The sequence below is a fragment of the Pseudomonas sp. 1 genome (assembly GCF_056626735.1).
This window is the reverse complement of the sequence record NZ_JBWXMQ010000018.1, coordinates 78716-102245: the sequence shown is the minus strand read 5'-3', so window position 1 is coordinate 102245 and position 23530 is coordinate 78716. Positions and strand designations below refer to the sequence as shown.

General features: G+C 60.5%; 20 protein-coding genes. 13 read left to right on the top strand and 7 right to left on the bottom strand.

What is annotated here, in order from left to right; all coding sequences use genetic code 11:
* Positions 1–117: 117 nt before the first annotated feature.
* From peaA to peaD, 4 genes are all read left to right on the top strand, one after another.
* Positions 118–1698, top strand: coding sequence for a quinohemoprotein amine dehydrogenase subunit alpha (gene peaA, locus AC1MDC_RS24080; RefSeq protein WP_480393821.1), 1581 nt, complete (start codon positions 118–120; stop codon positions 1696–1698).
* Positions 1699–1795: 97 nt separating this feature from the next.
* A complete protein-coding gene (gene peaB / locus AC1MDC_RS24075) occupies positions 1796–3226 on the top strand; it encodes a quinohemoprotein amine dehydrogenase maturation protein (protein ID WP_480393820.1) in 1431 nt (476 codons plus the stop codon).
* Between the two features lies 1 nt (position 3227).
* The gene (qhpC, locus tag AC1MDC_RS24070; RefSeq protein WP_008016081.1) at positions 3228–3551 is read left to right on the top strand and encodes a quinohemoprotein amine dehydrogenase subunit gamma; all 324 of its coding nucleotides are present in this window, start codon (positions 3228–3230) and stop codon (positions 3549–3551) included.
* A gap of 28 nt (positions 3552–3579) precedes the next feature.
* On the top strand, positions 3580–4701 hold the full coding sequence (peaD, locus tag AC1MDC_RS24065; RefSeq protein ID WP_085704538.1) for a quinohemoprotein amine dehydrogenase subunit beta: 1122 nt from the start codon (positions 3580–3582) through the stop codon (positions 4699–4701).
* A 112-nt stretch (positions 4702–4813) separates the two neighbouring features.
* On the opposite strand, the gene AC1MDC_RS24060 is transcribed toward peaD, so the two are convergent.
* The gene (locus tag AC1MDC_RS24060; RefSeq protein ID WP_480393819.1) at positions 4814–5218 is read right to left on the bottom strand and encodes a lysozyme inhibitor LprI family protein; all 405 of its coding nucleotides are present in this window, start codon (positions 5216–5218) and stop codon (positions 4814–4816) included.
* 55 nt (positions 5219–5273) lie between these two features.
* Complete coding sequence (locus AC1MDC_RS24055) at positions 5274–6194, bottom strand: ADP-ribosylglycohydrolase family protein (protein WP_480393818.1); 921 nt, start codon at positions 6192–6194, stop codon at positions 5274–5276.
* Between the two features lie 195 nt (positions 6195–6389).
* On the opposite strand from AC1MDC_RS24055, the gene AC1MDC_RS24050 reads away from it, so the two are divergent.
* Positions 6390–6878 carry an SRPBCC family protein gene (locus AC1MDC_RS24050; RefSeq protein WP_085700522.1) on the top strand — a complete coding sequence of 163 codons (489 nt, stop codon included), beginning with the start codon at positions 6390–6392 and terminating at the stop codon, positions 6876–6878.
* Complete coding sequence (locus tag AC1MDC_RS24045) at positions 6865–7026, top strand: hypothetical protein (protein WP_227233070.1); 162 nt, start codon at positions 6865–6867, stop codon at positions 7024–7026. The genes AC1MDC_RS24050 and AC1MDC_RS24045 overlap by 14 nt, the downstream gene beginning before the upstream one ends.
* Positions 7027–7316: 290 nt before the next feature.
* Here the strand turns inward: AC1MDC_RS24045 and acnA are convergent, their stop codons facing one another.
* The gene (gene acnA, locus AC1MDC_RS24040) at positions 7317–10058 is read right to left on the bottom strand and encodes an aconitate hydratase AcnA (RefSeq protein WP_480393817.1); all 2742 of its coding nucleotides are present in this window, start codon (positions 10056–10058) and stop codon (positions 7317–7319) included.
* Positions 10059–10280: 222 nt separating this feature from the next.
* Between acnA and rlmM the strand changes: the two genes are divergently transcribed.
* Both rlmM and tusA read left to right on the top strand, forming a co-directional pair.
* The gene (rlmM, locus tag AC1MDC_RS24035) at positions 10281–11354 is read left to right on the top strand and encodes a 23S rRNA (cytidine(2498)-2'-O)-methyltransferase RlmM (protein ID WP_480393816.1); all 1074 of its coding nucleotides are present in this window, start codon (positions 10281–10283) and stop codon (positions 11352–11354) included.
* Positions 11355–11419: 65 nt separating this feature from the next.
* Positions 11420–11671, top strand: a complete 252-nt coding sequence (gene tusA / locus AC1MDC_RS24030) for a sulfurtransferase TusA (protein ID WP_085700519.1) — start codon at positions 11420–11422, stop codon at positions 11669–11671.
* 50 nt (positions 11672–11721) lie between these two features.
* Here the strand turns inward: tusA and AC1MDC_RS24025 are convergent, their stop codons facing one another.
* The gene (locus tag AC1MDC_RS24025; protein ID WP_480393815.1) at positions 11722–13131 is read right to left on the bottom strand and encodes an MATE family efflux transporter; all 1410 of its coding nucleotides are present in this window, start codon (positions 13129–13131) and stop codon (positions 11722–11724) included.
* Positions 13132–13310: 179 nt separating this feature from the next.
* Here AC1MDC_RS24025 and pdxB point away from each other — a divergent pair, with 179 nt between their 5' ends.
* Complete coding sequence (gene pdxB, locus AC1MDC_RS24020) at positions 13311–14453, top strand: 4-phosphoerythronate dehydrogenase PdxB (protein ID WP_480393814.1); 1143 nt, start codon at positions 13311–13313, stop codon at positions 14451–14453.
* 57 nt (positions 14454–14510) lie between these two features.
* Here pdxB and AC1MDC_RS24015 read toward each other — a convergent pair whose 3' ends face one another.
* Positions 14511–14690 carry a PA1571 family protein gene (locus AC1MDC_RS24015; RefSeq protein ID WP_085613114.1) on the bottom strand — a complete coding sequence of 60 codons (180 nt, stop codon included), beginning with the start codon at positions 14688–14690 and terminating at the stop codon, positions 14511–14513.
* Between the two features lie 259 nt (positions 14691–14949).
* Here AC1MDC_RS24015 and AC1MDC_RS24010 point away from each other — a divergent pair, with 259 nt between their 5' ends.
* Both AC1MDC_RS24010 and AC1MDC_RS24005 read left to right on the top strand, forming a co-directional pair.
* Positions 14950–16725 (top strand): ABC transporter transmembrane domain-containing protein, encoded by a 1776-nt coding sequence (locus tag AC1MDC_RS24010; protein ID WP_480393813.1) that lies wholly within the window; start codon positions 14950–14952, stop codon positions 16723–16725.
* Positions 16726–16790: 65 nt separating this feature from the next.
* Positions 16791–17816: a Fic family protein gene (locus AC1MDC_RS24005; RefSeq protein WP_480393812.1), complete on the top strand. Its 1026-nt coding sequence runs from the start codon at positions 16791–16793 to the stop codon at positions 17814–17816.
* Between the two features lie 89 nt (positions 17817–17905).
* On the opposite strand, the gene AC1MDC_RS24000 is transcribed toward AC1MDC_RS24005, so the two are convergent.
* The gene (locus tag AC1MDC_RS24000) at positions 17906–19834 is read right to left on the bottom strand and encodes a transglycosylase SLT domain-containing protein (protein WP_227233068.1); all 1929 of its coding nucleotides are present in this window, start codon (positions 19832–19834) and stop codon (positions 17906–17908) included.
* Positions 19835–20049: 215 nt separating this feature from the next.
* Between AC1MDC_RS24000 and AC1MDC_RS23995 the strand changes: the two genes are divergently transcribed.
* A complete protein-coding gene (locus AC1MDC_RS23995) occupies positions 20050–21972 on the top strand; it encodes an ATP-binding cassette domain-containing protein (RefSeq protein ID WP_085700514.1) in 1923 nt (640 codons plus the stop codon).
* 76 nt (positions 21973–22048) lie between these two features.
* Here the strand turns inward: AC1MDC_RS23995 and AC1MDC_RS23990 are convergent, their stop codons facing one another.
* A complete protein-coding gene (locus AC1MDC_RS23990; RefSeq protein WP_085700513.1) occupies positions 22049–22486 on the bottom strand; it encodes a universal stress protein in 438 nt (145 codons plus the stop codon).
* Between the two features lie 103 nt (positions 22487–22589).
* Here AC1MDC_RS23990 and AC1MDC_RS23985 point away from each other — a divergent pair, with 103 nt between their 5' ends.
* Positions 22590–23027, top strand: coding sequence for a hypothetical protein (locus tag AC1MDC_RS23985; protein ID WP_085700512.1), 438 nt, complete (start codon positions 22590–22592; stop codon positions 23025–23027).
* Positions 23028–23530: the final 503 nt, after the last annotated feature.

The window sequence follows — 23530 nt, the reverse complement described above, 5'->3', positions numbered from 1 at the left end:
GTATTGCTCACAGCAGACGTTTCGCTTGCCTCCGTTCGTGCAGCGCCACGAACGGCAGAAACCATAAAAAACGATAAGCCACAACAATAAGAAAGCACCGTGCGAGGTTCGACGTTGATGAAGAGAAGACTCCGATCAGGCATGAGCGCCAGCCTGCTGGCCGTGGCCGCTTGCGTGGCCCTGCATTCGCCGTACAGCCTGGCAGCCCGCGATGCCCAGACCATCCTCAAGGAAACCTGCCAGGGCTGTCACACCCCTGAAGCCGGCGACCAGTTGAGCCGTATCAGCCACCAGCGCAAGACCCCCGAAGGCTGGCTGATGAGCATTGCCCGGATGCAGACCATGCACGGTCTGCAGATCAGCGATGACGATCGACGCACACTGGTCAAATACCTCGCCGACACCCAGGGCCTGGCGCCCAGCGAAACCGATGGTGTGCGTTACGCGCTGGAACGGCGGTTGAACACCGTTGAGCAGTTCGACGAGAAAACCGCGCAGATGTGTGGTCGCTGCCATTCCGGTGCCAGGGTCGCTCTGCAACGGCGTCCGGCCCAGGAGTGGGAACGTCTGGTGAATTTCCACCTCGGCCAATGGCCGTCGCTGGAGTATCAGGCACTGGCCCGTGATCGTGACTGGTTCGATATCGCCCGCAAGGAAATGGTCCCCCTGCTGGCCAAACGTTATCCGCTGGATAATCCGGCGTGGCAGACGTGGGTCAAAACCGCACCGAAAGCCGAGGCGCTGGTGGGCGACTGGAGTTTCAGCGGTCACCTGCCGGGCAAGGGTGAACTGGCCGGCACCATGAGCGTCACCGCCGATGGCAGTGACACCTTCAAAGTTACCGTCAAAGGTCAGTACGCCGACGGCAGCCCGTTCAACGGCGACGGCAGCGCAATCCTCTACAGCGGCTACGAATGGCGCGGCAACGTGACCGTCGATGGCGTGACCATGCGTCAGGTGTTCGCCGCGCAAGGCAACGCCATGCAGGGCCGGATGTTCGAGGCCGAGCACGATGAGCGCGGTCTGGATTTCGTTGCGGCCAAACAGGGTTCCCAGCGCCTGCTGGCGGTACAGCCTGGTTATGTGAAGGCCGGCAGCGAAACTGAAGTGACCCTGATCGGCAGCGGTCTGAGCGGCAAGCCGAATTTCGGCAAAGGCGTGGACGTGGTCGAAGTGGTCGAGCAGAGCGCCGATCGGATCAAGGTCAAAGTCAAAGCGGCAGCCAATGCCCGACCGGGGCTGCGCGCGGTCAGCGTCGGCAGCCTGAAAGGCCCGAGCCTGTCGGTGTACAGCAAGATTGCCGCGGTCAAAGTGGTGCCCGAGTTCTCGGTGGCACGGATCGGCGAGGGCGGTGGTTCGACGCCGAAAGTCCAGGGCCGCTTCGACGCCGAAGCGTGGGGCAAGGGTGCCGACGGCAAGCCATATCGCATCGGCGTGTTCCCGGCGCAATGGAAAGTCGAAGCCTTCGACGAGCGCGCCAAAGAGGACGAGGACGTCAAGTTCGCCGGCACCATGCAGGCCGACGCGGGCGTGTTCACACCGGGCGATGCCGGGCCGAATCCGGCTCGCAAGATGTCCACCAACAATGCCGGCAACCTCAAGGTGATTGCCGCCGTCGACGACGCAGGGAAATCCCTGACCGGCGAAGGCCACCTGATCGTCACCGTGCAACGCTGGAACAATCCACCCATTCCCTGATGTTGAAACGTGAGTTGAGCTGAGCGACAGCGATTCAGACACTTTTCGGAATGACCGCAAGTCCCGCCAGGCGGGGGGCTTGCACAGGAGGTTTGCAATGGGCGCTATCTTGAATCTGGTCGAACGTAATCTGCACGAAGTGCACGTCGACGCCGACCGCATGCTGTTTCATATCCCCAGCAGTTCGCTGTTCGCCAGCGATGAACTGACCGGCACCATCATTGATGCACTGCGCGGCCCTGGGTGCTCCTCAGAGGACCTGGTCCAGCGCCTCGGCGCGCGGTTCAATGGCGAGGAAATCAACGAGACACTGCGCGAGCTGATCTCGCTGGAACTGGTCAGCGACGGCTCGCCGCTGACGCCGGACATCGCCGTAAAACGCGTCGAACGCACGGCGATCAACACCGTGGTGCTCAACGTCAACACCGGCTGCAACCTGAGCTGCACCTACTGCTACAAGGAAGACCTCGACAAGCCGTCCGCCGGCAAGAAGATGGACGTCGAAACTGCCATCGCCTCGGTCGAAATGCTGCTACGCGAATCCCCCGACGAAGAGCGCTTCACCGTGGTGTTTTTCGGCGGCGAACCGCTGAGCAACCGCAAGCTGATCGAGTACATGGTCGATTACTGCGAGAAGCGGTTTGCCCAGGCCGGCAAGTTCGTCGAGTTCGTGATGACCACCAACGCCACGCTGCTCACCGAAGAAACCGTGGACTACCTGAATGCCCACCGTTTTGGCTTGTCAGTGAGCATCGACGGGCCGAAAACCGTGCACGACCGCAACCGCATCACCGTGGGCGGGCAGGGCACTTATGACGTGGTGCGGCGCAAGGCCGAAATGTTGCTCTCTCGCTACAACAGCCGTCCGGTCGGCGCGCGGGTGACCCTGACCACCGGTGTCACCGACGTTGAAACCATCTGGGATCACCTGTTTAACGAACTGGGTTTTGCCGAGGTTGGATTTGCTCCGGTAACGTCCGGCGATATCAGCAGCTTCAATCTGACCAACGACGAGTTGATCGAAGTGTTCGCCAGCATGAAACGCCTCGGTCGGCGTTATCTGGAGGCTGCGCTGGAACACCGCAATATCGGGTTCTCCAACCTGCATCAGTTGATCACCGACATTCATGAAGGCCACAAAAAGGCCCTGCCGTGCGGCGCCGGGCTGAAGATGCTGGCGGTCGATCACAAAGGCGAACTGAACCTGTGCCATCGCTTCACCGGCTCCTCGCTGCCGACCTTCGGCAACGTCCACAGCGGCGTCAAGCAGGTCGAGTTGAATGACTTCCTGTCCCAGCGCCTGGATCGCACCAACACCGGTTGCCATGACTGTCAGATTCGCAACCTGTGCTCCGGCGGTTGCTACCACGAGAGCTATGCCCGCTACGGTGACCCGGCCCACCCGACGTATCACTACTGCGAATTGATGCGTGACTGGGTCGACTTCGGCATTGAGGTCTACACCCGGATCATGGCCGCCAACCCTGCGTTCATCAGCAGCTACATCACTCCGCGCAAGGCTCACTGATATGAAACATCTCAAGGCAATCAATAACAAAGCGTTGAAGCTGGATCAGGCCGCGGACGAGAACCGCATCGAAGAAGTGGTGGCGATGAGCTCCGTCGCTGGCTGCGCCTCGACCACCGACCCGGGCTGGGAAATCGATGCGTTCGGCGGGGTGTCGTCGCTTTGTCAGCCGATGGAAGCCGACCTGTATGGCTGCTCCGACCCGTGCTGGTGGCCAGCCCAGGTGCCGGACATGATGAGCACCTACCCGGACTGGAACAAGGATGCCCAGGCGTCCAACGACAACTGGCGCAACCTCGGCACTGTCTTCCCGAAAGACAAGTAACTGCCCGGACAAGAAGAAGGATTCCAACATGCCTAGCCTCAACAAAGCCTGCGGCCTTGCCGCACTCGCGGTTCTGAGCGCCTGTTCGCTCCCGGTTCTGGCCGATGAAAACGCCGCGCTGCAAGACGGTCACGAGTACATGTTGACCACCAATTACCCGAACAACCTGCACGTCATCGACCTGGCGACCGACAGCCTGTACAAGACCTGCAAGATGCCCGATGCCTTTGGCCCCGGCACCGTACAGCTTTCGCCGGATCGCAAGACCGCGTACGTATTGAACAACCATTACGCCGATGTCTACGGTGTCGAGCTGGACAGCTGCAAGCAGGTATTCCACGCCAGCATCACCCAGCAGCCTGGGGAGAAGGCGCGGTCGATGTTCGCCTTTACCGTCAGCCATGACGGCAAGGAGTTGTACACCATCGCCAACCCGACCCAGATGCTCAATGACCGCTATGAGGTCAAACAGCCGCGGCTGGACGTCTACGCCACCGATGCCGGGATGGACGCCAAACCGTTGCGCAGCTTTCCGGCTCCACGGCAGTTGACGATCATGCAGAGCGGCGATGACGGTACGCTCTATGTGGCCGGCGCCGATGTGTACAAGGTCGATGTAAAGAGCGGCAAGTTCGACGTTCTGATCCCCAGCCGCCACTGGAAACGCCCGAACTACAGCGCGCCGGACGTGCTTTACGTATGGAACCAGCAAACCTATCGCCACGATTTCTCGCTGCTGTACACGGCGGCGAAGTTCAAGGACAAAAAACAGGACCCGGCCACCGCCGAATACCTTTATGGCTTGTTCAGCGTCGATCTGAAAACGGGCAAGACCGAGACCACTGACTTCGGCCCGTTGACCGAGATCTACTTCAGCGGCATGCGCTCGCCGAAGGATCCGAACCTGATGTTCGGTGTACTCAATCGTCTGGCCAAGTACGACATCAAGCAGAAAAAGCTGATTCAGGCGGCGACACTGGATCATTCCTACTACTGCATTTCGTTCAACAAGGACGGGAGCAAGATCTACCTGGCCGGGACCTTCAACGATGTGGCGATCTTTGATGCCGAGACCATGAAGCAGACCGGCAGCATCAAACTGCCGGGTGGGGATATGGCGATTACTACGGCACAGATCTTCGTCCGGTAATTAGCGACGTCAGGGATGACGCCCTCGCGAGCAAGCCTGCTCCCCCATTGAAATGCAGTTCAAATGGGGGAGCAGGCCTGCTCGCGAAGAGGCTCTCCAAATCCCTGAAAAGTCAGGCCCCCGGCACCGGGCAACTCATGTCACCTTCCTCACATTTCAAATACTGTTTGAGCGCTTCGGTTCGCGTCTTGGTTATTGAGGCGATGCAATTGTTGTAGATCAGCGGATAAACACTCCCGCTTGCCATTCCGGATGCGGAAAACTTGCACTCGGCATCGCGAAAGCCGATCCACGCCCGTTGCGCGCTGACCAGCAGTTTTTTGCCATCAGGGTTGTTCTTCAACCGGGCGGTGATCTGTTGATAAACCGTATTCAACTCCTTGTCCGCCGCCTTGTTCTCTTGTGCGGCGCACTGATTCATCGTCGCTTGATCGCTGGCATTGGCGCAGTCCACGGCAGCGTGAGCAACAGAAGTGAAAAGAAAGGGTGTCAGGGCCAGAAGCAGGCGTGGGGACATGAGTCATCTCGCTTTGATGAGTGAACGTGCCGGGCAGTTTAGCGACTTCGTGGCGCTAACAAGGTGCACGGTGTCTGGAGGCGTTGAGCAACCGCTCCGCTGTCGCGGCAATTTCCTCTCCGTCATGCAGCTTTTCCAGCCACCCGAACGGGATTCCCTGCACGCCGTAGTGGGCGCCGGCCAACTGGCCGACGATGGCAGCCGTGGTGTCCGCGTCATCGCCCAGATTCGCCGCTTGCAGGACGGCGGCGGCAAAACTGTCGGTGTTCTGGAAGCACCATAACGCCGCTTCCAGGGATTCGACGCAGTAGCCACTGCCGCGAATGTCGCGCTCGGTCTTGTGCAGGTACCCGCCCCGGGCAATCGCCGCCACCTTGGGCTGGCTGAAGATTGTTTGCGGCTGAATGCGCAGTTGCGCTTTCGACTCGCCTTCCAGAGCCCTGCAGAGCAGTTCGGCAAACAGCTGGCAGCATTCGATGGATTCGGGCGCCGAATGCGTAGTGCGTGAACTGTCGGCGGCGAATCGCCTGATTTGCCGGGCATCCGGGAAGTAGAACAGTACAACGGGCACCAGACGCATCAGCGACCCGTTCCCGGCGCTGTGGGGATCGGTGGAGCCGGCAAACGGCTCACCGGTTTGTTGAAAACGATCCAGCGCCTGACTCACGGTCATGCCGATATCGAAACATTCGCCGGTCGAACTCAAATAACCCCATTGCCACCAGTTCAGATAGCGGCCCATCTGGTCAGCGGCATCGAAGCCGTTTTTGTTCAGCAGACTTTCCGCCAGGCACAACGCCATCGAGGTGTCGTCGGTCCATTGGCCGGGCTTCAAGTGAAACGGCCCGCCACCCATCATCTCGGTCAGGGGCTGGAAGCTGCCGCGAGGCTGGAATTCGACGGTGGTTCCCATGGCATCGCCACAGGCCAGACCGAGCAGGGCTCCACGGTAACGTTCGGGGAGGGAGGGCTGCATGATGACGTCCTTGTGTCGTTCAATTCGTTGCGAACGTTATCAGTTTCACGGTGCTGATCCGTCCGCATTCTGACGAACCGGTGCCCCAAAATACTGCCGGATATTTCAATCAGCCCGACCGTTGCACCGGATTGATACAACTTCGGATTGGACATGTGGTCATACAAGCCTACTGTTCAAAACAGGAGGTGACGTATGAAACCAGTACCCAACAGCTTTGAACGTAAAATCATGCTCAAGTCGCCGCGCTCGCATGTCTGGCGTGCCCTGGTCGATGCCGAGGCGTTCGGCCAGTGGTTCGGCGTTGCGCTGGAAGGCCGGCGGTTTATACCGGGCGAATGGACGCAAGGGCAGGTCACGTACCGCGGTTATGAACATGTGCTCTGGAATGTGTTGGTGGAGCGGGTCGAGCCGCAACAGCTGTTCTCCTTCCGCTGGCACCCGTACGCGGTGAACCCGAAAATCGACTACTCCCAGGAACCGACCACGCTGGTCAAATTCGAACTGCAGGACTACGAGAACGGCACGTTGCTGAAGGTCTCCGAATCAGGTTTTGCGCACATTCCCGACGTGCGCCAGAAAGAGGCCTACTACATGGACAGTCGGGGCTGGGAGGAGCAGTTGAGTCGACTTGAGCACTTCCTGACGGAAAGCGACCGTTCCCGCGAGCGTGAAGGTAGCTGATCTCGACCTGTTCACGCCGTGGCTGGGACGCTGTGCGCTGGTATTCGCCGGACTGTCTGCCGCGTGGTTCATGGAGGATGACGAGCAAAAAGCCGCCGCCGGACAGCTGAAATTCGCCGGATTGGCGGCTTCTGCACTCGATGTCTGACACGCCTAAGGGTTTTCGGAAGGCCTGCTATGGCGAATGTCTTACACGCGATGGTAGCTATTTCGACTATTGCCGATTGGATCCAGAGCGTAACCTAGCCTCATCAACTGAAACACAGGGAGTGTTTCAGGATCACGGATGATCGACCATTAGCAAGGATCGCTGCCGACAGGGAGTCGATAATGGTCTTGGGAAAAACCCGCTTCGGCGGGTTTTTTTTCGCCCGCAGAAAAGTGCGCTGCCCACACAGAAACACCGCCGATCTGGCGGTGTTTCTGCATCTGCAGGTGTTACGAGGCGATCAACTGCCGCAACACGTAATGCAGGATCCCGCCGGACTTGAAGTACTCCACCTCGTTCAAGGTGTCGATGCGGCACAGCACTTCGATTTTTTCCTGACGTCCGTCTTCACGGGTGATAACCAGCGCCAGGTTCATCCGTGGTGTCAGCTCGACGCCGCTCAGGCCCTGAATATCCAGGGTTTCCTTGCCGGTGAGGTTCAGGCTCTTGCGGTTCTGATCCAGTTTGAACTGCAACGGCAGCACGCCCATGCCCACCAGATTGGAACGGTGGATCCGCTCGAAGCTTTCGGCGATCACCGCTTTTACCCCCAGCAGGTTGGTGCCCTTGGCGGCCCAGTCACGGCTGGAACCGGTGCCGTATTCTTGCCCGGCAATCACCACCAGCGGCGTGCCCGAGGCCTGATAACGCATGGCCGCGTCGTAGATCGCCAGTTTCTCGCCGGTCGGAATGTAGATCGTGTTGCCACCTTCTTCGCCGCCAAGCATTTCGTTGCGGATACGGATGTTGGCAAACGTGCCGCGCATCATGACTTCGTGGTTACCCCGGCGTGAGCCGTAGGAGTTGAAGTCCCGTGGCTCAACGCCTTGCTCGCGCAGATAGCGCCCGGCCGGGCTGTCGGCCTTGATGTTGCCGGCGGGGGAGATGTGGTCGGTGGTCACCGAATCGCCCAATAGCGCGAGCACTCGCGCGCCTTTCACATCGGCGATCACCGGCAAAGGCCCGGCAATGTCGTCGAAGAACGGCGGGTGCTGGATGTAGGTCGAATCCGCCTGCCAGACATACGTCGCAGCTTGCGGTACTTCGATGGCTTGCCACTGTTCGTCGCCGGCAAACACTTCGGCGTACTCCTTGTGGAACATCGCCGTGTTGACCTGATTCACAGCGTCAGCGATTTCCTTGCTGCTCGGCCAGATGTCGCGCAGGTACACCGGATTGCCCTGCTGGTCATTGCCCAGCGGTTCGCTGCTGATGTCGGTGCGCACACTGCCGGCCAGGGCATAGGCGACCACCAGCGGCGGCGAGGCCAGCCAGTTGGTTTTTACCAGCGGATGCACCCGGCCTTCGAAGTTGCGGTTGCCGGACAGCACCGACGCCACGGTCAAATCGGCTTTCTGGATAGCTTTTTCGATCGGTTCCGGCAGCGGGCCGGAGTTGCCGATACAAGTGGTGCAGCCGTATCCGACCAGCGAAAAACCGAGCTGATCGAGGTATTGCGTCAGTCCGGCGGCTTTGTAGTAATCAGTGACCACTTTTGAACCCGGTGCCAGCGAACTTTTCACCCACGGCTTGCGGGTCAGGCCTTTTTCCACGGCTTTTTTCGCCAGCAGGCCGGCAGCCATCATCACGCTGGGGTTGGAGGTGTTGGTGCAGGAAGTGATCGCGGCAATCACCACCGCGCCGTTTTTCAGGCGATAGGTGTGGCCGTCGTACTCGTAATCGGTTTCGCCGACCAGATCGGCATTGCCCACAGCGACACCGCCGCCGCCTTCGCTTTCGAGGCGTCCTTCTTCCTTGCTGGTGGGTTTGAATTGCAAGTCGAGGAAGTCGCTGAACGCCTGACCGACATTCGGCAGAGACACCCGGTCCTGCGGACGTTTCGGCCCGGCGAGGCTGGCTTCGACGCTGCCCATGTCCAGCGCCAGACTGTCGGTGAACACCGGCTCCTGACCGGGCAGGCGCCACAGCCCTTGAGCTTTGGTGTAGGCCTCGACCAGTTTGACCACTTCTGGCGGACGACCGGACAGGCGCAGGTATTCCAGCGTCACGTCATCGACCGGGAAGAAGCCGCAGGTCGCGCCATATTCCGGGGCCATGTTGGCGATGGTGGCGCGGTCGGCCAGCGGCAGGTCGGCGAGGCCGTCACCGTAGAACTCGACGAATTTGCCGACCACGCCTTTCTTGCGCAGCATCTGGGTCACGGTCAGCACCAGGTCGGTGGCCGTGATGCCTTCCTTGAGCTTGCCGGTGAGTTTGAAGCCGATCACTTCCGGAATCAGCATCGACACCGGTTGCCCGAGCATCGCCGCTTCCGCCTCGATCCCGCCGACGCCCCAGCCGAGTACACCGAGGCCGTTGATCATGGTGGTGTGGGAGTCGGTGCCGACCAGCGTGTCGGGGAAGGCGTAGGTGCGGCCGTCTTCATCCTTGGTCCAAACGGTGCGGCCAAGGTATTCGAGGTTGACCTGGTGGCAGATCCCGGTGCCCGGCGGCACCACGCTGAAATTGTCGAAGGCGCTCTGGCCCCAGCGCAGGAAGGCGTAGCGTTCGCCGTTGCGCTGCATTTCGATGTCGACGTTCTGTTCGAAGGCGCTGGCGCTGGCGAACTTGTCGACCATCACCGAGTGGTCGATCACCAGATCCACTGGCGACAGCGGGTTGATTCGCTGCGGATCACCGCCGGCCCTGGCCATGGCGGCGCGCATCGCGGCCAGATCGACCACGGCAGGAACGCCGGTAAAGTCCTGCATCAGCACACGGGCAGGGCGGTACTGGATTTCTCGGTCGGAGCGGCGCTCTTTGAGCCACGCGGCAATCGCCTTGAGGTCGGCGCCGGTAACGGTTTTTTCATCTTCCCAGCGCAGCAGGTTTTCCAGCAGGACTTTCAGCGACATCGGCAGCCTGGCGAGATCGCCCAAGGACTTGGCGGCATCCGGCAGGCTGAAATAGTGGTAAGTCTTGTCATCGACTTTCAGGGTCTTAAGGGTGTGCAGGCTATCGAGGGACGGCATTACGATCACTCCTTTGAATCCGCACGGCTACGGATTGAGGGGACGAATAGAGCTTAAAACTTAGCCCTGTTTTAGGTAGCTGGCTAATAACTGGACTCTATGACAGGAACCAAGGTTCCGACATCGGCTATCATGCGCCGGTTTTCGTGACAGGCTTTGCTTCAACGCAGGGTCTGGGCATCGCGCAGGGGATGAATGATCGCCCTCTGCCCAGGAGTAAGAATGAACACCCTATTCATGCATTGCCGGCCAGGCTTCGAAGGCGAAGTCTGCTCGGAAATTTCCGACCTCGCAGCTCAGCTGAACGTGGCTGGCTACGCCAAGGCCAAACCGGCCACCGCCTGTGCCGAGTTTGTCTGCACCGAAGAAGACGGCGCCGAGCGCCTGATGCGCGGTCAGCGTTTCGCCGAGCTGATTTTCCCGCGCCAGTGGGCGCGCGGGTTTTTCATCGATCTGCCGGAAAACGACCGCATCAGCGTGATCCTCGCGCACATGGCTGCATTCCCGGTCTGTGGCAGCTTGTGGCTGGAAGTCGTCGACACCAACGACGGCAAGGAACTGTCGAATTTCTGCAAGAAGTTCGAAGGCCCGCTGCGCAAGGCCCTGACCGGCGCCGGCAAGTTGGTGGAGGACGCCGGCAAGCCGCGCTTGCTGCTGACCTTCAAAAGCGGTCGTGAGGTGTTCCTCGGTCTGGCCGATGCCGGTAACTCGGCGATGTGGCCGATGGGCATTCCGCGCCTGAAGTTCCCGCGCGAGGCGCCAAGCCGTTCGACCCTGAAGCTGGAGGAGGCCTGGCACCATTTCATCCCCCGCGATCAGTGGGAAGATCGCCTGCACAGCGACATGACCGGCGTCGATCTCGGCGCGGCGCCGGGCGGCTGGACCTGGCAACTGGTCAATCGCGGCATGCTGGTGACTGCCATCGACAACGGCCCGATGGCCGAAAGTCTGATGGACACCGGTCTGGTGCAGCACTTGATGGCCGATGGTTTCACCTTCAAACCGAAGCAACCGGTGGACTGGATGGTCTGCGACATCGTCGAGAAGCCGGCACGCAACGCCGCGATGCTCGAAGAGTGGATCGGCGAGGGGCATTGCCGGGAAGCGGTGGTCAACCTCAAGTTGCCGATGAAGCAGCGTTACGCGGAGGTGAAGCGCTTGCTCGAGCGCATCGCCGACGGGTTCAAGGCCCGCGGGATCAAGGTCGACATCGGCTGCAAGCAGCTGTATCACGACCGCGAGGAAGTGACCTGCCATTTGCGCCGCCATGATGTGAAGAAAGCCAAAGCCCGCTGAGCGCGCGACAGGTGACCGAACACCCGGCCTTGGGCGACAATGCCGGCCAGTTTCAGGAGTGAATCATGAGTGAAATGATCAATATGCCGGTCGACGGCACCCTCGACGCTACGGGCCTCAACTGCCCGGAGCCGGTGATGATGCTGCACCAGCACATCCGCGACCTGGTGCCCGGTGGCCTGCTCAAGGTGATCGCCACCGACCCGTCGACCCGCCGCGACATCCCCAAGTTCTGCGTGTTTCTTGACCATGAACTGGTGGGGCAGCACGAAGAGGCCGGGACCTTTCTGTACTGGATCCGCAAGAAGTCCGGTTGATCGGAAAGCAAAAAAAAGACCTGCATGTGCAGGTCTTTTTTTATGCCCGGTCAGCCCATCGAGCGGCTGATGCGAATGCGTGTGCGTGCACTGCGCGTCAGGCGGATCGATAGCATCAGCGCCGCGCAGCTGAGGCCGACGATCAGGCCTTCCCACAAGCCGCTCGGGCCGCGTGGTTCGCCGAGCCAGTCGGTCAGGCCGAGGGCGTAACCCACCGGCAGGCCGATGCCCCAGTAGGCGAACAGGGTCAGGATCATCGTCACCCGGGTGTCCTGATACCCACGCAGTGCGCCGGCGGCGGTGACCTGGATCGCGTCGGAAAACTGGAACAGCGCCGAGTACACGATCAGCATCGCGGCGATGTGAATCACCATCGGATCCGACGTGTAGATTGCCGCAATGTGTTCGCGCATCAGCAGCATCATGCTCGCCGACAGGCAAGCGTAAGCCAGCGCGGTGCCCATGCCGACACCTGCCGCGAAACGCGCTTCGCGGGGCTCTTCACGGCCCAGAGCCTGGCCGACCCGCACGGTCACGGCCATGCCCAGCGAGTACGGAATCATGAACACCAGCGAGCTGACGTTCAGCGCTATCTGGTGCCCGGCCACCACCGTGGCGCCGAGGCTGCCGATCAACAACGCAATCACCGCAAAGATGCTCGACTCGGCAAACACCGCGACGCCGATCGGCAGACCGATGGCCAGCAAGCGCTTGATCACCGCCCATTGCGGCCAGTCGAAACGGCTGAACAGTTCGCTCGACTTGTAGGCCGGCGCCCAGCGCTCGTAACCGGCCAGACCCAGTGCCATCACCCACATCACGATCGCCGTGGCCCAGCCGCAACCGACGCCGCCCATGGCCGGTACGCCGAGGTGACCGTAAATGAACACGTAGTTCAGCGGAATATTCAGAGCCAGACCGCACAGGCCCAGCACCATCGCCGGGCGGGTGCGACCGAGACCGTCACTGGTGCAGCGCAGCACATGGTAGAAGGCCACGGCCGGCAGACCGCTGGCGATGCCGTGCAGGTACTGCATGCACGGGCCGATCAGCTCGGGATCGACTTTCATCAGGTGCAGGATCGGTTCGGCGCTGAACAGCATCGTGGTCGCCATCAGGCCAACCACCAGCGCCAGCCACAAGGCCTGACGCACGATCGGGCCGATTTCGCTGTGGGTGCCGGCGCCGAAGCGCTGGGCGACTTTCGGTGTGGTGGCCAGCAGAGTGCCGGTCATCAGCAGGAACACCGGCACCCAGATCGAGTTGCCCAACGCCACGGCCGCCAGATCCTTGGGCCCGACGCGCCCGGCCATCACCGCATCGACGAAGCCCATGGCGGTGGTCGCCAGTTGCGCGATCATGATTGGCAGGGCCAGGCCGAGCAGATTTTTCAGCTCCAGGCGAACCCGGGCAGGGCGGTTGAGGGAAACGGCAGCGGGGCGGTCAGTCACGGAATTCACAGGCAAAGCGTCCACAGGGGTTGATGCGCAAGGCCGGGCATTCTACGCCGTTGACGTTATGGTCAGGAAAAATCCTCTGTTGCGGATTTGTAATCGCCCCGCCTCATCAAGAAGTCAAAGCCTGCTGGCTCATCGCAGCCCCAGCGCCTACACTGCCGATCCGCCCAAGGAGCCCCGCCATGCTGATTGTTGCCGACGAAAATATCCCGCTGCTCGATGCCTTTTTTGCCGGTTTCGGCGAGATCCGCCGGGTGCCGGGCCGCTCCATCGACCGGGCCTCGGTCGAACAGGCCGATGTATTGCTGGTGCGCTCGGTGACCAACGTCAACCGCGCACTGCTGGAAGGCAGCAAGGTGCGTTTTGTCGGCACCTGCACCATCGGCACCGATCACCTGGATCTCGATTACTTCAACGAGGCCGGCATCACCTGGTCCAGCGCGCCCGGCTGCAATGCCCGGGGCGTGGTCGATTACGTGCTCGGCAGCCTGATGACCCTGGCCGAAATCGAAGGCGTCGAATTGAGTGAGCGCACTTACGGCGTGGTCGGTGCCGGTGAAGTCGGCGGGCGCCTGATCAAGGTGCTCAAAGGCCTGGGCTGGAACGTGAAAGTCTGCGACCCGCCGCGTCAGGCGGCGGAGGGCGGCGATTATGTCAGCCTGGAGCAGATCATCGCGCAGTGCGACGTGATCAGCCTGCACACCCCGCTGACCCGCAGCGGTGATGGCGCGACCTGGCATTTGTTCGACGAGCAGCGTTTGCAGCAGCTCAAGCCCGGCGCCTGGCTGATCAACGCGGCTCGCGGTCCGGTGGTGGATAACACCGCGTTGCGCGAAGTGCTGCTGGAGCGTGAGGACCTGCAAGCAGTGCTTGATGTCTGGGAAGCCGAACCGCAAGTCGATGTGGCGCTGGCAGAACTTTGCGTACTGGCGACGCCGCATATCGCCGGTTACAGCCTCGATGGCAAACAGCGCGGCACGGCGCAGATCTATCAGGCGTACTGCGAATTTATCGGTGAGCCCGCCAGCATTCAGCTCGGTGATCTGCTTCCAGCACCTTGGCTTTCGGAAGTTTCCCTGCATGCCGACAGCGATCCGGCCTGGGCGCTGGCGATGTTGTGCCGTGGCGTGTACGACCCGCGCCGGGACGACGCGGATTTCCGTCGCACCCTGCTGGGCAGTGTCGGTGAGCAACGCGCCGCGTTCGATGTGTTGCGCAAACAGTATCCGGTAAGGCGCGAGATCGAAGGCTTGAAGGTGCGAATCGAAGGAGACTCGCCGACCTTGCGCCAGATCGTGACGGCGCTGGGTGCTGTGGTCGTATAAAAAACGGGCAGAAAAAACCCGGCCTGCAGGGGCCGGGTCAGGAAGACGGTGGCGATATCACTTTTGTTCGGCAGGCTTGACCAATCGCTGTTCCAGTTCGCGGCATGCGTCCTGGATCATGTCTTCAGTGATCTCAATTTCACGCCCGTTTTCGTCGATGATCGAGCAACCCAGAGGTTGGCCGGGCTTGGTGCGGATCACTTCAATCTTGTCATCGCTGCTGTTTTGCAAGGACATGGCCTGTCTCCTCATCAGGTTGTGCGCCTAAGTTAAATCCGTCAGGTGACCAGGCTGTGACAACTCCCTGCGGTCGGTCCGGAACGGCATCTCCACTCAAACAGAAATGACCGTCTGCCTCAACCCGGACCTTAGACCAATAGCCTCTAGGGGGTAGTCTTGCCGGTCATAATTAACCTGACTCATTGTGATTTGCAGAGTTCCACCCCATTTGACTCTGTAGGCTGGCCCTATCCATCAGCACACGACGTGAACCTGAATGATCCCGATGCTCTCCTCGCGCCACCGCCGGGCCCTGCGCCTGACCAGTCATTTCCTTGCCCCCTATCGCTGGCCGGCATTCGGCGCACTGCTCGCACTGATCGTCACGGCGGGCATCACCCTGTCGATGGGGCAGGGCATCAAGTTGCTGGTCGATCAGGGTTTCATGACCCAGTCGCCGCACTTGCTCAACCAATCCATCGGCCTGTTCATGCTGCTGGTGTTAGGCCTGGCGCTCGGCACCTTTGCGCGGTTTTATCTGGTGTCCTGGATCGGTGAGCGCGTGGTGGCGGACATCCGTCGGCAGGTGTTCAACCATCTGGTGTACCTGCATCCCGGGTTTTACGAGGACAACCGCAGCTCGGAAATCCAGTCGCGGCTGACCGCTGACACCACGTTGCTGCAATCGGTGATCGGCTCGTCACTGTCGCTGTTCCTGCGTAATTTGCTGATGGTCATTGGCGGTGTGGTGCTGCTGTTTATCACCAACGCCAAACTCACCAGCATCGTGGTGATCGCGCTGCCGCTGGTGATTGCGCCGATCCTGATCTTCGGCCGCCGCGTGCGTAACCTCTCCCGGCTGAGTCAGGACCGGATCGCTGACATTGGCAGCTACGTTTCGGAGACCCTCGGCCAGATCAAGACCGTGCAGGCCTACAACCATCAGGTGCAGGACGAACAGCGTTTCGCCAGCACCGTCGAGCAGGCGTTCGAAACCGCACGCAAACGGATTTTCCAGCGAGCCTGGCTGATCACCCTGGTCATCGTGCTGGTGCTTGGCGCCGTTGCGGTAATGTTGTGGGTCGGCGGTATGGATGTGATTGCCGGGAGGATTTCTGCGGGTGAACTGGCAGCGTTCGTTTTCTACAGCCTGATCGTCGGTAGTGCTTTTGGTACTTTGAGCGAAGTGATTGGCGAGTTGCAGCGAGCGGCCGGCGCTGCCGAGCGCATCGCCGAATTGCTGCGTTCGGAGAATATCATTCAGCCACCGACCACGGGATTGGTGACGCTGCCGGAGCGGGTCAAAGGTGAACTGGAACTGCAGGATGTGCGTTTTTCCTACCCTTCGCGTCCCGAAAGCCTTGCCGTCGATGGCTTGAGTCTGACGATCAACGCCGGCGAAACCCTCGCCCTCGTGGGCCCGTCCGGCGCGGGCAAGTCCACGGTGTATGACTTGCTGCTGCGTTTCTACGATCCCCGGGAAGGACGGATCCTGATTGACGGCGTGCCGCTGACGAGCCTTGATCCGCTGGACCTGCGTCGCTGCTTCGCGCTGGTCTCGCAAACCCCGGCGCTGTTCTTCGGCAGTGTTCAAGAGAACATCCGTTACGGCTGCCCGACCGCCACGCTGGAGCAGGTCCAAGAAGCTGCGAAAATCGCTTATGCCCACGACTTCATCGAACAAATGCCCGACGGTTACCAGACCCATCTGGGTGACGGCGGCCTCGGCCTGTCAGGCGGACAACGCCAGCGCCTGGCCATCGCCCGGGCGCTGCTGGTCGACGCGCCGATCCTGCTGCTCGACGAAGCCACCAGCGCCCTCGACGCCCAGAGTGAACATCTGATCCAGCAAGCGCTGCCGAGCCTGATGCAAAACCGCACCACACTGGTCATCGCCCACCGGTTGGCCACAGTGAAAAACGCCGATCGGATCGCGGTGATGGATCAGGGAAAACTGGTGGCGATCGGCACGCATCAGGAGTTGATTGCCAGTAATCCGCTGTATGCGCGGTTGGCGGCGTTGCAGTTCAGTGATGGTCAGAAAACACATTGAATAAGGCTGCCAAGCTCGATGGCATCGGGCACTATGGCGACCATTGAGATGCCTTCGGAAGGGATATGAGCCGCTACCAGCCCCCATTGACCCTGACGCCTCGAATGCTCGGACTGATCGCGGAGATCAGTGAGCAGATCGGTCGGCTTTCGGCTGCCGACAGCGGGCGACAGACACCCCAGTTGCGTCGTGGGAATCGTATTCGAACGATCCAGGCTTCTCTGGCAATTGAAAACAACACGCTCAGCGTCGAGCAGGTGACTGCTGTATTGGCCGGGCAACGGGTGCTGGGTTTGCCTCGAGAAATTCAGGAAGTGCGCAATGCTTTTGCCGCTTATGAATGCCTGATTGACTGGAAACCCGGTAATCGATCCGATTTGCTGCGCGCTCACGAGCTTTTGATGCAGGGGCTGATTGACGAGAGTGGGCGCTTTCGGCGAGCAGGTGTCGGTATCTATCGAGGTGAGCAACTGGTCCACATGGCGCCGCCGCCGAGCCGGATTGCCCAATTGGTGGACGACTTGCTGGCGTGGCTCGATGCTTCGGACTGGCATCCGTTGATTACCAGTTGTGTTTTCCACTATGAGTTCGAGTTCATCCATCCTTTCGCTGATGGCAACGGGCGAATGGGACGGCTCTGGCAAACGTTGATCCTCAGCCAGTGGCGGCCGGTGTTGGCGTATTTGCCCGTTGAGGCGGTGATTCGTGAGCAGCAGGATAATTACTATGCGGCGTTGTCGGGCGCTGACCGACTGGCAGAGTCAACACCGTTCGTGGAGTACATGTTGAATGCGTTGAATCTGGCGTTGCGTGAGGCTATCGAAAGCGAGCCTTCTACCGACCTAGTAAGCGACCCAGTAAGCGACCCAGTAGCGAAGCTCTTGCGTGTTCTTCGAGGTCGGTCACTGAGAATCAGCGAGTTGATGGCTGAAATGGACTTGTTGCACAAGGCAACCTTCCGGGCCAACTACCTTAATCCTGCGCTGGCCGGTGGAATGATTGAAATGACAGTTCCCGAAACGCCAAACAGTCCGACACAAAAGTATCGATTGACCGATCTTGGCAGCGCGGCAGTTGCAAAGTTGATGTGACGGAAGGTTCAAAGGCGCAATAAAAATGCCCGCATCTCTCGATGCGGGCATTTTTGTTTACGTCGATCTATCGGCGATACGAGCTTCAATCACTGATCGTCGAAATACCGCTCATGCCAATCCACCAGCGGTTGCGGCGAGTTGAGTTTCTGACCGTATATCACTGAGTAGGACAGCACGTTCTGCACGTACTGGCGGGTTTCGTCGAACGGGATGCTTTCCACCCACACATCGAAGCTCAGGTGGTCGGCACCGCGCAGCCACTGACGCACGCGGCCGGGGCCGGCGTTGTAGGCGGCGGAGGCGAGCACGCGGTTGCCGTTGAACTGGCTGTGCACTTGGCTCAGGTAGGCGGCGCCGAGCTGGATGTTTTTATCCGGATCGAGCACCTGCTGCGGCGAGGCCAATGGAATGCTGAACTTGCGCGCGGTTTCCTTGGCGGTGCCGGGCATCAGTTGCATCAGGCCGCTGGCGCCGACGCTGGAACGGGCATCGTCCATGAACGCACTTTCCTGACGGGTGATGGCGAATACCCAGCTGGAATGCAGGCCGCGCACCTTGGCTTCGCGTACCAGGGTGTCGCGGTGGGCCATCGGGAAACGGATGTCCAGGTCGTCCCAGTACTGCGCCTGACTGATGGTGCGGATGGCCGGGAAGTACCATTTCAGGTCGTAGGCCAGTTTGGCCTGGGCGACCATTTCGTCACGGTTGAAATGCCGGCTGACGTGGTACCACTCGCGACGTCCGTCGACGATCTGCCCACGGGCGTGGAACTCCAGTGCGCGGCGCACGCCGGGGGTGTTGCGCACCTTGTTGATCAGCGCCTGACTGAGCACCAGCGGTTTGTTGTTCAGCGAATACGGCGATTGCGAGCGGTCGGCGGCGAGGAAGCCGTAGAAATCACGCTCCCGCGACAGATTCTTGTACAGCGTCTGCGCTTCCGGGTTTTGCGGTTGCGCCAGTTCCAGACTGCGGGCCTGCCAGTAACGCCAGCGGTTGGTGGTGGCCAGATCCTGCGGCAGACGGCGGGTCAGTTGATAGGCGTCGTCCCAGCGCGCCAGACGCAGCAGCAGGCGCAGGCGCCATTCGGACACGGTGTTGTCGCGCAGTTCCGGGTCGTACTTGGTCATCACATCCAGCGCGCGGCTGTCGAAGCGGCGGGCCAGAGTCAGACCGATTTCCCGTGCGATCGCGACTTTTTCATCGCGGGAGAAATGCATGCTGCTGGCATATCCGTCGAGCAGGGCCATGGCCTTGTCCGGGTCCTGGCGCGCGAGGCGGCGCAGGCCGAGGCTGACCACGTCCGACATCGGCTCATCGGCTGGCGTGAAACGCGACGGCTGGTTGAGCAGTTCCGGTTTTTGCGCCACATCCACCAGCAGGCGGCCACGCGGGGCGAGGGTGGTCAGGCCGTTGACCAGGCTGTTGGCCAGCGGATAGTTGCGGTGCTGGGCGGCGAGTTTGGCGCGTTCCCAGCGTTTCTGCTCGGTCAACTGACCTTCGGCGGCCCACATGCCAAACAACGCATCGCAGGCGGCGGGTTGGGATTTGCCGGTCAGCCACAGCTTCTCGGCGTTGGCATAGCCCTCGGCCTTCTTGTCGTGGCTGATCTGGTACTGCGCGTTCAGGCAGTCCAGTTCGGTGAAATTCAGTTTGGGGTCGTAATACTTGACGAACGTCGCCCAGTCGCCGCGATCGGCCAGCCACCGCAGCCAGCGCAACTTCATCCAGTTGGCTTGGGGCAGGTCACCGTGTTCGGCCAGGAATTTTTCGATCTCCGCGTTGCTGGCGGTTTTCAGCCGGGCGGTCAGCTCGTCATAAGCCAGGTATGGCTCCAGCGGATAGTCGGCCAGAGCCTGGCTGTAACGGAAATACGGGCCGGTGTCGCCCTTGGCGAGGGCGCGCTTGGCTTCATCGTAATACTGGCGTTGGGTGGACAGGTCCACCGCCTGGGCGGATTGAACGGCAGCGGCGGAAAGCAGCAAACATGACAAAACACTGAAGAGGCGACTGCGCATGAGACATCCGGGCAGAGAAATCATGACAAGTGCCGGCCCTAAACCTGCACTGAATTGCCTGTAGCTTAGCCTTTTGCCAGCAAGGGGCGAAAGCTTTGCCGGCCTTGCAGCACAAGTTCGCAACAATTGTTGTGCAGAGTGCGTCAGCGGCGAAATTGCCGGCCTGCTCGGGTCCCGATTCAGGTAGAATGCGCGCCCGGTTTTTGGAGAAGCTCATGACCCTGCTCAAATTCAGCGATGTGTCCCTTGCATTCGGCGCGATGCCGTTGTTGGACAAGGTGTCCTGGCAGATCGCCCGTGGTGAGCGGGTGTGCATCATCGGCCGCAACGGCACTGGCAAATCCAGCATGATGAAACTGGTCAAGGGCGACCAGAAGCCCGATGACGGCTCGGTGTGGCGTGCCCCCGGTCTGAAAATCGGTGAATTGCCGCAGGAATTGCCGCTGGCCGACGAGCGGACAGTGTTCGATGTGGTGGCCGAAGGCCTCGACGGCGTGGGTGCACTGCTTGCCGAATACCATCACCTGAGCCAGAACATTGTCACCGACGCTGATCTGGAAAAGCTGATGCACGTCCAGCACGATCTCGAAGCCCGTGACGGCTGGCGCCTGCAGACCCTGGTCGACAGCACCCTGAGCCGTTTGCAACTGCCGGCCGACAAGACCCTCGCCGAGTTGTCCGGTGGCTGGCGTCGTCGCGTGCTGCTGGCGCAGGCGCTGGTGTCCGAGCCGGATCTGCTGCTGCTCGACGAACCGACCAACCACCTGGACATCGGTGCGATCGCCTGGCTCGAAGAAGCGCTGAAGGATTTCCAGGGCGCCGTACTGTTCATCACGCACGACCGTTCCTTCCTGCAAAACCTTGCTACCCGCATCCTCGAACTGGATCGCGGTGGCCTGATCGACTGGAACGGCGACTACGCCAGTTTCCTGGTGCACAAAGAAGCCGAGCTGGCCGCTGAAGAAACCGCCAACGCGCTGTTCGACAAGCGTCTGGCTCAGGAAGAAGTATGGATTCGTCAGGGCATCAAGGCCCGTCGTACCCGTAACGAAGGCCGCGTGCGTGCGCTGAAGGCCCTGCGTGTCGAACGCAGCGAGCGACGTGAGCGCACCGGCAAGGCCAACATCCAGCTCGAAACAGCGGAGAAGTCCGGCAAGCAGGTGATGGTGCTGGATAACGTGAGCTTCGCCCACCCGGGCGGTCCGTTCCTGATCCGCGATTTCTCCATGGTGCTGCAGCGCGGCGATCGCATCGGCCTGCTCGGCGCCAACGGCACCGGCAAGACCACCCTGCTGAAACTGATGCTCAGCGGTCTGCAACCGACCAGCGGCAAAGTGGAGGAGGGCACCAAGATCGACGTGGCCTACTTCGACCAGTTGCGCCATCAGCTGGATCTGGAAAAAACCGTGGTCGACAACGTTGCCGAAGGTCGCGATTTCATCGATATCAATGGCCAGAGCCGCCACGTGCTGAGCTATCTCGGCGACTTCCTGTTCAGCCCGCAGCGTGCCCGCACGCCGGTGAAGGCGTTGTCCGGTGGTGAGCGTGCGCGCCTGCTGCTGGCCAAGCTGTTCAGCAAGCCTGCAAACCTGCTGGTGCTCGACGAACCGACCAACGACCTCGACGTGGAAACCCTCGAGTTGCTCGAAGAGGTGCTGCTGACTTTCAACGGCACCGTACTGATGGTCAGCCACGACCGGGCATTCCTCGATAACGTGGTTACCAGCACCCTGGTCTTCGAAGGCGAGGGCAAGGTTCGCGAATATGTCGGCGGCTATCAGGACTGGATCCGCCAGGGCGGTTCGCCGCGTCTGCTGGGCGTGACCGAAAGCAAATCCGGCAAGGCCGACCTGAACTCGGCGGTAGTCACTGCCGAACCGGCTCCGGTTGCCGCGCCGGTTGCTGCGGCTCCTGCTGCGAAGAAGAAGCTGAGCTACAAGCTTCAGCGCGAGCTGGAAGCCTTGCCGGGAGACATCGACGCCAAAGAGCAGCAGATTGCTGCTGTTGAGGCTGAAATGGCTGAAGCTGGCTTCTACCAGCGCCCGCCAGCCGAGACGGCCAAGGTGATTGCCTCCCTGGAGCAGATGCAGGCTGAGCTGGATGCGCTGGTGGAGCGTTGGGCGGAGCTGGACGCCTGATTGTTTCCAGGCATTAAAAAGCCCGGCGTCCAGTGATGGGCGCCGGGCTTTTTTGGTTTTTCATAAGTGAGTGGGATCAGCGTTTGACCAGATGCACCGCCAACACGTCGCAAGGTGCGCCGTGCAGCACGTCATTGGCGGTCGAACCCAGCAGCAGTGCCAGACCGTGTCGGCCATGGCTGCCGACCACGATCAGGTCGCAGCCCTGTTCCTTGGCGAAGTGGTGGATCTCCTGACGTGGCTGGCCGTAGGTCAGGTGGCAGTTGGCGCCTTCGAGCTCGGTGTACTTGTGTTTCAGGCGTTCCAGGCGTTCCTTGGCTTGATCGAACTGCTGTTGTTGCAGTTGTGACAGATCCATCGGCACGTCGCCACCAAAGGCCATGGCCATCGGTTCGACGATATGCACCAGCGACAGCTTGGCGCCATTGCTCACCGACAGCTCTCGGGCGCGGTGGATCACAGGGTCGCACTCTTCGGTCAGATCTACGGCGACCAGAATATGGTGGTAGGGCATGAGGTGCTCCTCGTGAGGGATCAATATTGTTAAGTATGGCTGGTTTCAAGCGCATTGGTTCCAAAGTGACGCAATGGGCTCGTTCAAATTCGGGAGTAGAGATATGACGGTCTGGCTGGTGGTGTCAATCCTGCTGGTGGTGTTGAGTCCGCTGGCGTGGTTGCGTCCGTCCCGTGCACAAAGTGGACGGATAGCCTTGCGCACGGAGGCCCGACGTATCGGGCTGGCCATGCAACTGGCGCCGCAGGAGTGGCCACATTGGCTGAGCCAGGAGCCGCCAAACCCGTGTGCGCAATACCATCGGCCACGGCGCGGCAAGCAGCCGGTGTGCTGGACCTATTGGCAGAAATCTCCGGGCGTGTGGGTCAATCAGTGGCAGGAAGTCTGTGAAGATCCGCTGCTGATGAATCATTTCGAAAAATTGCCGGGCAACGTTTTCAAGGTCGAAGCCGACAAGCAGATGATTGCGCTCTATTGGGGCGAGAAGGGTGACGCGTCGGTTTTGCTGGAAATCGATGCAACGCTCAAAGCGCTGGCATGACTCTCGGACTTTTCGCGCTGCAACGGTGCGAAACGTCTGGCAGACGCGCAATAAAAAGCCCGACATGATTCATCGGGCGGGGTTGGCCAGGCAGGCCGGAAATTCTTTTTGGCGTTGATCCGGTGTGATCCGGTCAGCAAACGTGCGCCCGTTTTCCTTCGTAGTCCAGCCAGCGTAGCCTGTTAAACAAGGCTTGCGGTGAATTAGGGCGAATTTTCTAACTATTAATCTTATGAATGCCCTCACATGCGAGCGTGTGTGGCCGGGCTGCGTCCTACAGAAATGACCGTAAAGTCGCATTTCAACCCGTATTTTGGGCGATTGACAATTGTCGGAAATTCCGTGAAGGTGGCGTACCCAAATCAAACGGGCGTATGAATTGAGCGTTTGTATTGCAGACTGCTCCTACAGAATCCCGACTATCGCGTTGGCGGGTGTGCCGGGTGGATGGGTGTCAGCATCGACGAAAAAACGTCCTGCCGAGCCATTTGCCTGCGTCCGAC